The following is a 12,422-nucleotide window of genomic DNA, read 5'->3' as shown; positions in this document are numbered from 1 at the left end:
GTGGCTCGAAGCCTGATTGCAGCATTCCTCCTGGTGGTATTGGCTCTGGCTTCCTCCGGACCAACCCTGGCCCAGGAGCAGGAATTGGTTTTCAAAAAGGTTGCTGTTTTCCCTTTTATTATCAACAGTAAAGAACCGCTGGAACACCTGGGGCAAAAGATCAGCCAGGAAATCCAGGACCGTTTGAAGACCGACGGCTTCACCCTCATTGCCCCGGAAGCCCTTGCCAAGGAAATCTCCCAACTGTCGGAACCCTTGAATGACGGTTCAGCCCAGCAGATCGGCCGGAAACTGGGGGCAGACCTCGTGATCTGGGGAACCTTGATCAAGGTGGGAGACGCCCTCTCTTTGGACGCCCGCCTCCTGGACCTGACCGGCAAGATGCCGGTCACTGCCTTAAAGCTGCAAGGGACAGGGCTCAAATCCATAAGCGGCCTTTCTCGTCAGGCGGCCCAGGAACTGAGCCTGAAGATTCTGGGTAAGGAGAAGATTGCCCACATTGTTATCAAGGGAAACCGCCGCATCGAACGGGACGCCATCCTGGGAACGATGCAGACCCGGGAAGGGGAAACCCTGTCTCCGGCCCACGTGCGCGAGGATTTGAAAGCCATCTACAAGATGGGTTATTTCACCGACGTCCGGATGGATATCGGTGATACCCCGGAAGGCCGGGTGCTCACCGTCCTGGTGAAGGAAAAGCCCTCCATCCGGGAGATCCAGGTGGAAGGCAACCGGAAGATCAAAAAAGATAAGATCATAGAGGTTATGGCCCTCAAACCCTTCTCGGTAGCCTCGGAAGGCGCTATCAAGGAAGACATCAACAAAGTCCAGCAGTTGTATCGGGAGAAGGGCTATTACGAAGCCAATATTTCCTATAACCTGGTGCCCGCGGGCGAACACGAAGTTAACCTGGTGCTCAATGTCAATGAAGGCGGCAAGATGGCCATCAAAGATATCGAATTCGAAGGCAACAAGGCCTTCAGCTCCAAGGAACTCCGGAAGGTGATGGAAACCAAAGAACGGGGCTTTTACCTCGTCTCGTTAATCACTGGGTCAGGTAAGCTGAATAAGGACACTTTGGAACGGGACCTGGAAAAAGTCTCCTCGTTTTATTATAACCATGGCTATATCAAGGCCAAAGTCGGGGAACCCAAAGTAGACATTAAGGGCAATTGGATTTATGTCACTATTCCCATTCAAGAGGGGCCTGAATACCATGTAGGTAAGATCGATTTAACCGGTGACCTCCTGGAAGACAAGGCCAAGATCCTGGATATGCTGAAGACTCCTAAAGCGCCGGTCTATAGCCGGGAGCAGTTGCAGGAAGATCTTACCATCCTGGCTGATTTCTACGCGGACCACGGCTATGCCAACGCCGACATCGTGCCCCTGATTAAGGAGAACGAACAAAATTTAACCGTGGATGTCACCTTCGACATCCATCAAGGCCAAAAGGTCTATTTCGAACGTATCGATATCGCCGGCAACATCAAGACCCGGGACAAAGTGATCCGGCGGGAACTGCGGGTCTACGAACAGGAACTCTTCAGCGCCACCAGTCTCAAAGAAAGCATCAAGAATCTGCGGCGCTTGGAATATTTTGAAGATGTGAATTTCTCCACCACTCCGGGGAGCGCTCCCAACCACATGAACCTGAAGATTACCGTCAAGGAGCGGCCTACTGGCACCTTCGGTCTTGGAGCGGGTTACAGTACCCAGGACCGCGCCGTGGGGATGGTGACGATCAGCCAAAACAACCTGTTCGGGCGAGGCCAGCAAGTCAAAGTTGAAGGGGTTATCGGTACGATTTCCCATCGGATTCGGGCCTCTTTTGTGGAGCCTTACCTTTTTGACCGGCCTTTGAGTCTGGGGATCGACGCCTTTAACTGGGAGCGGGAATACAGCGAATACACCCGGGTCAGTCAGGGTGGCGTTTTACGCCTGAGTCACCCCCTTAAATGGAAGTATACCCGCCTTTTCTGGATGTATCGGTTTGAGAACGTCCAATTACAGGACCTGGTGCCCAATGCCTCGGAGACCCTGCAGCAGGCTGCGACGATCCATAATACCAGCGCCACCTCATTCATAGTGCGGCGGGATTCCCGGGATTCCACGTTTGCCCCCACCCGAGGTTCGGATAACAGCGCCTCGATTGAGATGGCGGGGTTGGGAGGCGATACGGCCTTTGTGCGCTACATTGCTGAAACCGGCTGGTATTTTCCGCTTAAATGGGATTGTGTCGGCGTGCTCCATGGCCGGGCCGGCGGGATGAACAAGTTGCACTGGGGTGCAATGCCGGCTTACGAGCTGTTCTACTTGGGTGGTATTGACACCATCCGGGGCTTTAAATATGCTGAGATCAGCCCCCGTGACCCGGCCACCAATGAACGCATCGGTGGCCCGCGCTTCCTGCAACTTAACACTGAGTTCAGGTTTCCCCTGTACAAAAAGATGGGCCTCTCGGGGACGGTCTTTGTTGATGCTGGTAACGTCTACGGTCCCAATGAAGTTGGCCCCTTTTTACGGACAACTGCCGGAGTCGGTTTCCGCTGGTTCTCCCCAATGGGGCCACTGCGGGTGGAATGGGGTTATAATCTATCGAAACATCCCTGGGAACGTTCCAGTGCCTGGGAATTCACCATGGGCGGCACTTTCTAGAGCCCTGAGCATGATGAGGACAACTTCCCTGGTTAGGTAGCCGCCGGGGAATCATTTTAGTACGAGAAACTCAGGAGGTTTGCATGTCTAAAGTGGGTGTGGGGCTTTTGATAACTGCGGCTTTGATTTTGACGCCGCTCTGCGCGGCGCACGCTGAATTCAAGGTTGGCGTGGTCGACGGTATGGATGTCGTCTCCAAATCCGCCGACGGGAAGCGGGTCCAGGACAGCATCAAACGTAAGTCCGAAGAATTAGGTAAGCCGTTTGCCCAGAGGCGTCAGGAGCTGGCAAAGCAAGTCGAAGAATTTCAGAAACAGGCGGGCATGATGAAAGAAGACGCCCGCAAGAAAAAGGGCGAAGAGCTGGAAAAGAAGATGCAGGAGTTTCAGCGTCAAGGCGCCGACGCTGAAAAACAACTGTCACAGTACCAGGAAGAGCAACTCAAGCCGTTGTTCCAAAAATTGGAAACCGCGGTGAAAGGCGTGGCCGCGGCGGAAAAGCTGGATCTCGTCCTGGACAAGCGCAATTCCGGGCTGCTGTATATGGATCCCAAGCTAGATATTACCGATAAGGTGCGCAGCAAATTCTAAGAGGCGCACTACTTCGACCCCTAAAGGTTTCATGACACGCACTCTGGGCGAACTGGCGGTCTTCCTGGGAGGAGAACTCCACGGACCGGCCGATCTTGTCATTGAGGGCATTGCCCCCATAGATCAGGCCACTGACCGGGAGATTACCTTCATCGCCCAGAAGCGCTTCACCCGCCTGGTGGATCAGAGCCGGGCCGCGGCCTTCATCGTCTCCCGGGAATATGCCGAGCTACCGCGGCCCCTGATCATCGTGCCCCATCCTTATCTGGCCTATGCCAGGGTAGCGGCCCTCTTTGCGCCTCCCTTGCGGCGTTGGCCCGGGGTCAGCGATCTGGCCTATCTGGGAGAGGGAGTCAAACTGGGCCAGGAAGTCTCCATCGCGCCCCTGGCCTTTATCGGGGCTGGCGCCGAATTGGGCGACCGGGTCATCATCATGCCTGGCTGCGTCATCGGCGAAGAAGTCAAAATCGACGTCGACACCCTGGTCTATCCCAACGTCACCATAAGGGAGCGGTGTACAGTGGGCGCGCGGTGCATCATTCACAGCGGCACGGTGATCGGCTCCGACGGCTTCGGGTTTGTGCCGTCAGACGCGGGCCACGTGAAGATTCCCCAACTGGGCACCGTTATCATCGCAGACGACGTGGAGATCGGGGCCAATTGTACCATTGACCGGGGAGCCCTGGGTGCCACCCGTGTGGGGCAAGGTGTCAAGATGGACAACCTGGTGCACCTGGCCCACAACGTCCAGGTGGGAGACTATTCCCTACTGGTGGCCCAGGTGGGGATATCCGGGTCCACCAAATTGGGAAAGGGTGTAGTCTTGGCGGGACAGGTGGGTGTGGCCGGCCACCTTGAAGTGGGAGATGGGGTCCAGGTGGGCGCCCAATCCGGGGTGCACCACTCCATCCCTGCAGGCCAGATAGTCTCCGGCTCCCCGACGCGGCCGCAACGGGAATGGCTCCAGCAAATGGGGCATATCCCAAAATTGCCGGACATTTACCGGAGGCTTAAGCAACTGGAACAGCGCGTCATAGAACTCGCAGCCCAACTGAAGCAGGAGCCGGAATCATGACCGCGCCTCAGACCCTATCCATAGATGAAATTCAACGGCTTCTCCCTCATCGCTACCCCTTTCTGCTGGTGGACCGCATCATCAGCCTGGAGTTGGGCAAACGCGTGGTGGGGGTGAAAAATGTCAGTGCCAACGAGCCCTTTTTTCAGGGGCATTTCCCCGGCCGCCCCATCATGCCTGGCGTTCTCATTGCGGAGGCCATGGCCCAGGTGGGGGGCATCCTGGCCCTCCTGTCCGTCCCGGAACACCAGGGTAATTCCTCCCTTTTTCTCCTGGGCCTGGACAAGATGCGCTTTCGCCAGCCGGTGATTCCGGGAGACCAATTACGCATCGAGGTGGAATCCCTGCGCGGCGGCAAGAAGTTTTGGAAGATGAAGGCCCAGGCCTTTGTGGAACAGACCCTGGTGGCCGAAGGGGAACTCATGGCCGCAGTGGGTCAAGGGGAGGGATGAGGATGGCCGAAATCCACCCCACTGCCCTGATAGACCAGACCGTGGAGCTGGCTGAGGGGGTCACCGTTGGACCCTATAGTATCATCCAAGGCCGGGTAAAAATCGGCCACGACACCCACATCGGCCCCCACGTGGTGATTCGGGACTTCACTACCATCGGAGCTAAGTGCGAGATCTTCCAATTTGCAGTTATCGGCGAAATTCCCCAGGATTTGAAATTTCAGGGGGAGGAAACGCACCTGCTCATCGGCGACGGCAACACCATCCGGGAGTTTGCGACGCTGCACCGGGGTACAACCGACGGTGGCGGAATCACCCGCGTCGGCCACGGCAATCTGTTTATGGCCTACACCCACGTGGCCCACGACTGCCAGGTGGGCAATGGCGTGATCATGTCAAACGCCGCCACTCTGGGGGGACATATTATCGTCGAGGACTACGCCATCCTTGGGGGGCTTTCGGCTGTGCACCAGTTTTGCCATATCGGCCGCCACGCCTTTGTAGGCGGGTGTTCCGCTGTACATCGGGACGTCCCGCCATATGCCATGGCAGTGGGCAACCGGGCCAAACTGGTAGGTCTCAACCTGGTGGGCTTAAAGCGGCACGGTTTTACGGATAGCTTACTCCAGCCCTTGAAGCGGGCCTACGAACTCCTGTTCCTGTCTGATTTGAATCAGAAAGAAGCCATCAACAGAATCAAAAAAGAATTGCCCCAAACTCCGGAAATCCAGCACCTCCTGGTTTTTTTGGAGTCTTCGGATCGGGGCCTGCTCCCGGCGGATGTCCGAGAACATCGGCTTAATCGCGGGTAAGGGCCAGTTCCCCCTCCTGTTTGCTCAGGCCGCCAGGCAGCAGGGCGTCCAAGTCATCGTTGTGGCCCACCGGGGTGAGACCGACCCGGCCCTGGAATCCCTGGTTCACGAGTTCCATTGGATTTACGTGGGCCAATTGGGCAAAATCATCCGCATCTTCAAGGCAGCCGGAGTCCGGCAGGCGGTCATGGCCGGCGGCATTAGCCGGGGGCGCCTCTTCAAAGAATTCCGTCCGGATTGGCGGGCCTTGAGCGTCGTCCGCCGGGCCGGCGCTGGTCAAGATGACCGCCTGCTGCGGGCCGTGGCTGCTGAGCTGGAGTCCGAAGGCATCACCATCGCCCCCTCCACCCTCTTCCTGGATGACCTCATGGCCACCGCTGGCAAGCTCTCCCGCCACGCTCCCAACCAAGCAGAGCTGGAGGACATCAGTTTGGGATTGCGGGCGGCCAAGGAGCTGGGCCGCCTGGACATCGGCCAGTGCGTAGTGGTGCGGCGTCAGATGGTGGTGGCCCTGGAGACCATCGAGGGCACTGACGAAACCATCCGCCGGGGTGGGGTTCTGGCCGGCCCCGGCGCTGTGGTGGTCAAGGTGAGCAAGCCCGGCCAGGACTTGCGGTTTGACGTGCCCGCGGTGGGCCTGGACACCATAAACACCATGCGGGAGGTCAAGGCCGCGGTGCTGGCCATCGAAGCCGGCAAGACCCTGATGTTCAACCGCGACGAGATGCAGGAGATTGCCAACCGGGCCAAGATAGCGATCTGGGGCCTTGATGAGTAGCCGGGCGAGGTACAATCGTTACAAGAGTTTCCCTGCGAGCGTAACTTTGGTATGAGGCGCCGGTTGAACCTCCGTGTCCGAAACCGGATAATCTTGCGGGATGGTGGTAAAAAGTCCCCCTTTGGAAAAGGGGGATTTAGGGGGATTTGGATTTTCACGGCAAAGCCTGCTGCTATAATGCTCGGCATTTTTGCAAGAGGCTCTTTTGGCAATGAGTATAAATGCCCGCCTCTCATACTAATTCGCATCCAAATGGTGGCATAGGCGTCTCGCCTGTGCAGGCGCAGGCTAAAGCCTGCGCCTGCCAATAATAGGCCTTTGAACGCAACTCGGTGCCAGATAGCTCGACAAAGCGAGGGATTCTATCAAGGGCGCTGGTTGCCGGCAGTGCCGCCTGGCTCGCGTTTGATGGACTGACGAATCAGCAGGGCGAGTAACATCAACGCCGCACCAAGAATTCCCAGGGCTTGAAAGCGAAATACCAGCGCTCAGGGCTTATTTTACCGGAACCACTGCCGGTACCGGCCAGGCCTTGACGTTGGTCAGGATATCCAGCGCCTGCTGCGTGGGTGCATAGGAGCGCACAATCAAGTAGAATGGTCCGTCGCCCGCAGGCAGCCAGTTGGCTTCTTTGTCAGGGCCGGGGTTATCCTTCTGGATGTAAATGGTAAAGGAACCGTCCGGGTTTTTCTTCATCCCCGGGGTATCGCTCCCCAACATATAACGGTTGAGGGGGTTTAAGATGGTGTAATTGTTCTTGGCATCATAGATCGTCAGCGACCAGAAGCCGGGCGGGATGTAGGGCAGTCCCTCCTTAAAGGTCATGGCGTATTGCTTGGCGCCGGTCAGGTAATTTCTTTCACTGTCCAGGGGATACATCCAGTAGATCGCTTCATCGGGCGTGTTGGCGGTCAGGCCGACGCGGGCCACAATGGCCCGGGTCCGATAGTCCGTGCCAGAATTGCCGATGGTCGGCGGGGGGATGAAGGCCCCTTGATAAAAGGTGCCGATGGGCTGACTGGCCAACATCGGCCCAATATTTTTAGCCCCTTCTTGCATCGCTTCGACTACCACGGCGGGCAGCTTGGTGCGATCCCAGGGCTTGCCGAGTTCGAGACCCAGGGGCTTAAACATCGGCAGCAGCGCGGTTATCTGATCTTGCGGCGGCGGGTTTTCGTTCAAGGCTTGCGAGAATAATTCCCAGAACTGCAGCGGATCTTTAAATTCCAGAGCACTCACAGGCAGATCCGGATTCGCATAATCCGGCGCCGGATAGTCGTACTTGGGCGCGGCTGGGGCCTTTTTGCCCTTAAATTCCGCCAGGCCCAGCGGCTTGATTTCATCGAGCACCTGCCTGGCCCTGGCCAAATCCACCTTACCCTTCACGTAGAGATGCACCCGGGGTTGCAGCAAAATCCAGGGTGTCGGGCAATCGATGCGTTTAAGGCCCTTGGGCAGTTTGCCCTGCCAACCCGGACCCACCAGGGCAAACTTGCCGCCCTTATAGCCGGTGGCCTTCCCGCCGATGGTGGCGAAGGCGTTGGTCCACATATCCACGATTTCGACCATATAATAGAGGCCTTGGGAGTCAGGCACACTCAGGATGATGGGTTCCCGGCTCAGGTCCATAAAACCAAAGCCGTAGACCGTATTGACGTTTGGGGTGACATAGCCCGCTTCCTTGGACAACTCCGGGGTGGAAATATTCTCCATGCGCCAGATTTGGTTCGGCCGCGCTTTGGCCTTCGCCCCCACGGCATCGTTGTAACGCAGGCTGTACATAGTGACGAGCGGCCCACCCCAGGTAGCGGCCTGGACGGCCAGAGAGTAGGTCCATTCCTTCAAGGCTGTCACCTCGCCCGGGGCCAGCATTCGGTCCTCTTGCTTCGAAGCGGGAGCGCTGGGGGACGCAGCTTGCTGGGCCAGGCCCGGCAGCGTCACCAGCATAATGGCCGGGACAAGTCCCAAAAGCGTGAGGACCAATGGTCTTACCTGCATCGTTTCCTCCTCCTATTCTGTTGGGGTGATTGTAATTCACTACAGAGGAGCAAGTCCAGTTATTTGAAAAAAGAGAAAAAGCAGTGGCCACCGCACTCAATCCACCATTTTGATCAGGGCAGTATCCCGCCGCAATGATGATTTGGCCGCTTTAGATCGTAAATGGTGCGACGTCAGGTGATGGTAGCTTTAAAGACCATCGAGGGCAGGGAAGAGACATTCTCCGAGGTAGCGGGCTAGCCGGTGGACTTCCCGCTTGGTCCACCTTGCCCTCGGTGCGAGTAGCCGATGAACTCATGCAAACCGGGGTGAAGGAGGAGCTTTTGGGCAGTTCGGAGGGGGTTGGTAGACAGAACCATAGGCGCTGAGAGCATCTCGAAAACAGTAACCGAGCCCGCCATGGCAAGCATCGAACTCAGGGCAGCCCTCGCATGCCGTACTTTGAAAGTGCTCCCTGCCTGGAAAGGCAAGCTCGCGGAGCCGAGGTGAATTCCATACCTCGAGCAGGCCTTGCTCGCGCAGATTGCCGACGGTATATTGGTCTTGCTGAGGCATTTGCTCGCATAAAAGGACGCGTCCATCGGCGCAGATGGTCAGGGACGAGCGGCCGCCGCTGCAACTTGAGCGATTTGACCATCGCCCCCATTTCTCCTCGGTTGTCTCCAAGTTGTAGTCGATCACTGAGCCATTGAATCTAGCCTCGAAGTCCTCTTGCCGGTCATCGATCTGCCTGATCTCGTTTCGCAGCCAGTCCATCTGCCCAGGAGTCAGGAATTTGCCATCGTCATGGCGGTACATAGACCGTCCGTAGCCTGCCGCAGTGGCCTTAGCGACCCCAAGGTGACGAGCCTCCTCGAAAAGAGACGGGATGTCCTTGTAGTTGTGGGGCGTGCAAACCGCATTTAAGCGCACCCGGATGCCGGCTGCCACGAGATTCTCGACGCTCCGGACAGCCGTCCGATGATAGCCCCGCTGCCCCGCCATGAAATCGGCGAGATCGGAATTCCAGGCGTCGAGACTGATCTGGAAGAAGCGGTCGCCTATTCCGGCTGCGGCGAGGGCTTTGGCGAACGACGCGTCAACCGGCGATTTCGTCGAAACGAGAAAAGCGTAGTCGAAGTGGATCAGAACGTCGAGCAGTTCGAGGATATCGGGGTATAGCATCGGATCGCCGCCGGAGAAGACGGCGATGTTTGTTCCGGCGGCAGCGCCCTCGCTGAGGATCTCAGCCCAGCGCTCGCTGCTTAACAAGTTGCGACGCGGGATGGGCTTCCGTTCTGCGTAGCAGTATAGGCAATCGGTGCGGCATTGGTTAAACGGCATAAGGACCAATGACAGCGGCGCGTCGAGGCGCTTATCCGGCTCGAATAGAGACGGTGGCACGATCATATCCTCGGGCCGGTAGACCGGCCAGCTGCCAGCGACGAGATTGCGAGCCTCGCAGAGCACCGGGTCGCTGCCCTTGATGAAAGCGGCGACGGTACGCGTGAGGATTCGACGAGCTGCCAACTCGGAGATGTCTGCGGCCTCTTGCAACTGCTGGGCGATGCTATTGAGCGTCGAGGCGCCGTCGAAGAACGCCAGCGCTATCCCCGTCTCCGGGGTAAGGACGTGCCACCCCGTCTCGTCGGTCGAATACTTGTGGGCAATCACTCTGCCTTTGTCGTTTCGAAGCCTCCAGGACGGCGAGATGCACAGCACAGTGTCCCGGGCCCGCAGACGAAGTGTCGCCATCTCACCACTCGATCTCGACCCGGTCGGCCAACAACCGCAGCTCGACCGGGTCTCCGGTCTTCTCCGGTTTGTCGAACAGGCTCTGCATGGCAAGGGTGTCGAGACAGCTCGTCACACCGCTCGGTGAACACGCCGTACATGCGCCGACACATTCAGAGGTGCAGGCCGTAATACACGAGCTGGCACATGAGGTCACGCACTCAGTGCAGGCCGTGATGCAAGCCTCGCATAATGCGGTTTCACCAAGGACATTCTGGTCGTAGAGGGTTTGGCGAGTCCTTTGCACCAGTTCGAACAGGTTATGTTGGCTGACGAGCGCGCGCACCTTCTTGACATCGACCGCCGTACGCTGCTGCCGAATGGGCAGAGCTCGGAGGAGCCCCGACACCTCGCACAACTCACCGACCGCCTCGGCATGCATCTTGGTGGCGTTGCCGACAAGACGCACATAGTTCTCATCCAGATGACGGGCCTGTTCCCCGGGCTTGGCCCCAGCTCGTAGCCGACGCTCCTGGTGGTCGAAATCATCAATCGCCCGTTCGAGCTCCTTCAGACGTTCGGACAACTGAATTCGCCGGGCGAGAAGAAGCTCGGCGGTTTTTTGCAGATCCAGAGGGCTGACCTTCGCTTTATTCGTCATGGCGTCCTCCTATCTATGTATACATATTTCTGATACTTTACCTTAATCTTTAAAGATAACTACCCTTCCCATTCTGTCAAGGCAAAGCAATCTCGACAATATCTTGCCAAACCGTAACTTGACAGAGATTTTAATTAATTACAGCTATGACCGGTATGATGAAATGCGCTGCTTGTGGGGAGGATTCCAGAAGCCGGCGGGGACTCCTTAATCCTGCGGGGATGCAGTTGTAGTTTCGGCAGCCTGCAGGTAATCCTGCATCACCCGCATGGGGTGCTCCTCGGTAAGGCGGACTGTCAACTTGTAGTGCAGGGTAAAGGCCTCGTCCCAGGAGTTGGTCTCCACTGCCAGGTCCGGCTGGGACAAGTGTCGGGGGATATAGAAAAAATTGGCTACAAAGACGCCGGTCTCAAAGACATCGTCCCCCTTGCGGATGGTGGACACCAAGAATCTCCGCCGGGTGGCCTTGTTTTTCACCTTGTTGAACAAACCTTTTTTGGGTTTCATGGTGCCTGGTTCTCCGAAGCCGCGGACTATTCTTAGTCCCCGTTCTTCATCCTTCTCTTGGCGGATTTTTTCTTAGTTGGCACCGATCCCGCAGAACCTGCCACCACTTTGTACCCCCGCTTCCGGCTCCGGGAGACCCGGGTGGCTTTGCCGTTACCCTTGGCAAACCAGAGCTTCTCTTCCGCGGGCGGCAGCTTGGCGATGGGGGCCCCTTCGAGTTCGAAGCCCTTTTCGATCAACGGCCGCAGATCGGCCCACTTCTTCGTGCTCCCCATCATGGCGACGATAATTTCCTTATCGCCGTTCTTAAACAGACCCACATAAGTGTGCTTGGCCGCCCGGGTATACCCGGTTTTACCCGCCACCGCCAGGGGCGTGGTAAACAGGAAGCGGTTATGGTTCCGTAATTCCCGGTCTCCCTGAATGGTGTGGTACTTGGTGGACATGATCTTAGCGAGTTCCGGATTACTCATGGCCCGGCGAAACAAGTTGGCCAGGTCCTCGGCGGTGGAGTACTGATTGTCCGCGGGGAGGCCGTTGGCGGTGGCGCACGCGGTGCGGTAGGCCCCCCACTGGCGCACTTCTTGGGTGAGTTGATGGACAAAGGCTGGCTCACTGCCGCAAACCTTTTCTGCCAGGGCCCGGGCCGCGTCGTTGGCCGAGTTCAGCAAGAGGGCGTAAAGCAACTCCTCCACCGTGTAGGTCTCCCCCGGCTTAATGTTGATCTTGGAGGCTGGGGCTGCCGCGGCGTAGGCGCTGACGTTCACCTTGTCGTCCATCTTCAGGTGCTCTACTACCCCCAAAGCAGTCATAACTTTGAGGGTACTGGCCGGCGGCAAAAAGAGCTGGGGGTTGAGAGACAATAAGATCTTGCCGGTTTTGGCGTCCATAATGACAAAGGAGCGGGCGGACACGCTAAAGCCTTCATCCTCACCCGCTGCCAATCCTGCTGCCATTACCAAAACTGCCAGAATCACCCAAACTGTAACGCTGAATTTGACGCGAAAATTCATGGAGCCCCTTGCATGCAGAAATGATCTTCGGACCCGAAGGGCCTTCGGTTGAACATGCAGCCTTATACTATCAAAATTTCCTGGATTGGCAACTCAGAATGGCGGCGATGCGGCCGGAAAACCGCAGTACATATGAATTAATAGAACGGGGGCTTAAACACAGTC

The 12,422-nt window shown here is 57.2% G+C and carries 11 protein-coding genes; 6 read left to right on the top strand and 5 right to left on the bottom strand.

Features of this window, described 5'->3' with window-relative positions:
- From bamA to lpxI, 6 genes are all read left to right on the top strand, one after another.
- On the top strand, positions 1 to 2,658 hold the full coding sequence (bamA, locus tag WC600_02780; GenBank protein MFA4901650.1) for an outer membrane protein assembly factor BamA: 2,658 nt from the start codon (positions 1 to 3) through the stop codon (positions 2,656 to 2,658).
- An 83-nt stretch (positions 2,659 to 2,741) separates the two neighbouring features.
- Positions 2,742 to 3,248: an OmpH family outer membrane protein gene (locus WC600_02775; GenBank protein MFA4901649.1), complete on the top strand. Its 507-nt coding sequence runs from the start codon at positions 2,742 to 2,744 to the stop codon at positions 3,246 to 3,248.
- 31 nt (positions 3,249 to 3,279) lie between these two features.
- Positions 3,280 to 4,323 (top strand): UDP-3-O-(3-hydroxymyristoyl)glucosamine N-acyltransferase, encoded by a 1,044-nt coding sequence (gene lpxD / locus WC600_02770; protein MFA4901648.1) that lies wholly within the window; start codon positions 3,280 to 3,282, stop codon positions 4,321 to 4,323.
- A complete protein-coding gene (gene fabZ, locus WC600_02765; GenBank protein MFA4901647.1) occupies positions 4,320 to 4,775 on the top strand; it encodes a 3-hydroxyacyl-ACP dehydratase FabZ in 456 nt (151 codons plus the stop codon). Before lpxD ends, fabZ begins: the two co-directional genes overlap by 4 nt.
- 2 nt (positions 4,776 to 4,777) lie before the next feature.
- On the top strand, positions 4,778 to 5,587 hold the full coding sequence (lpxA, locus tag WC600_02760) for an acyl-ACP--UDP-N-acetylglucosamine O-acyltransferase (protein ID MFA4901646.1): 810 nt from the start codon (positions 4,778 to 4,780) through the stop codon (positions 5,585 to 5,587).
- Entirely contained in the window at positions 5,556 to 6,365 is an 810-nt protein-coding gene (gene lpxI / locus WC600_02755) for a UDP-2,3-diacylglucosamine diphosphatase LpxI (protein ID MFA4901645.1), read from the top strand. The genes lpxA and lpxI overlap by 32 nt, the downstream gene beginning before the upstream one ends.
- A 495-nt stretch (positions 6,366 to 6,860) precedes the next feature.
- Here lpxI and WC600_02750 read toward each other — a convergent pair whose 3' ends face one another.
- The 5 genes from WC600_02750 to WC600_02730 all read right to left on the bottom strand — a co-directional run bounded on the left by WC600_02750 (position 6,861) and on the right by WC600_02730 (position 12,257).
- Positions 6,861 to 8,363, bottom strand: a complete 1,503-nt coding sequence (locus WC600_02750) for a DUF1254 domain-containing protein (GenBank protein ID MFA4901644.1) — start codon at positions 8,361 to 8,363, stop codon at positions 6,861 to 6,863.
- 294 nt (positions 8,364 to 8,657) lie between these two features.
- The gene (locus WC600_02745; GenBank protein MFA4901643.1) at positions 8,658 to 10,097 is read right to left on the bottom strand and encodes a radical SAM protein; all 1,440 of its coding nucleotides are present in this window, start codon (positions 10,095 to 10,097) and stop codon (positions 8,658 to 8,660) included.
- A gap of 1 nt (position 10,098) precedes the next feature.
- Complete coding sequence (locus WC600_02740) at positions 10,099 to 10,737, bottom strand: hypothetical protein (GenBank protein ID MFA4901642.1); 639 nt, start codon at positions 10,735 to 10,737, stop codon at positions 10,099 to 10,101.
- Between the two features lie 207 nt (positions 10,738 to 10,944).
- Positions 10,945 to 11,244, bottom strand: coding sequence for a hypothetical protein (locus WC600_02735; protein ID MFA4901641.1), 300 nt, complete (start codon positions 11,242 to 11,244; stop codon positions 10,945 to 10,947).
- 32 nt (positions 11,245 to 11,276) lie between these two features.
- Positions 11,277 to 12,257, bottom strand: coding sequence for a serine hydrolase (locus WC600_02730; GenBank protein MFA4901640.1), 981 nt, complete (start codon positions 12,255 to 12,257; stop codon positions 11,277 to 11,279).
- Positions 12,258 to 12,422: the final 165 nt, after the last annotated feature.

Source organism: Desulfobaccales bacterium (genome assembly GCA_041648175.1).
Taxonomy (GTDB): Bacteria; Desulfobacterota; Desulfobaccia; order Desulfobaccales; family 0-14-0-80-60-11; genus 0-14-0-80-60-11.
The sequence above is the reverse complement of the archived record's forward strand: the minus strand, read 5'-3'. Positions and strand labels throughout refer to the sequence as shown.

Coding starts and splice junctions, on each gene's coding strand:
- WC600_02775 (MFA4901649.1), top strand. CDS start 2,742: ATGTCTAAAGTGGGTGTGGGGCTTTTGATAACTGCGGCTTTGATTTTG.
- lpxD (MFA4901648.1), top strand. CDS start 3,280: ATGACACGCACTCTGGGCGAACTGGCGGTCTTCCTGGGAGGAGAACTC.
- fabZ (MFA4901647.1), top strand. CDS start 4,320: ATGACCGCGCCTCAGACCCTATCCATAGATGAAATTCAACGGCTTCTC.
- lpxA (MFA4901646.1), top strand. CDS start 4,778: ATGGCCGAAATCCACCCCACTGCCCTGATAGACCAGACCGTGGAGCTG.
- lpxI (MFA4901645.1), top strand. CDS start 5,556: ATGTCCGAGAACATCGGCTTAATCGCGGGTAAGGGCCAGTTCCCCCTC.
- WC600_02750 (MFA4901644.1), bottom strand. CDS start 8,363: ATGCAGGTAAGACCATTGGTCCTCACGCTTTTGGGACTTGTCCCGGCC.
- WC600_02745 (MFA4901643.1), bottom strand. CDS start 10,097: ATGGCGACACTTCGTCTGCGGGCCCGGGACACTGTGCTGTGCATCTCG.
- WC600_02740 (MFA4901642.1), bottom strand. CDS start 10,737: ATGACGAATAAAGCGAAGGTCAGCCCTCTGGATCTGCAAAAAACCGCC.
- WC600_02735 (MFA4901641.1), bottom strand. CDS start 11,244: ATGAAACCCAAAAAAGGTTTGTTCAACAAGGTGAAAAACAAGGCCACC.
- WC600_02730 (MFA4901640.1), bottom strand. CDS start 12,257: ATGAATTTTCGCGTCAAATTCAGCGTTACAGTTTGGGTGATTCTGGCA.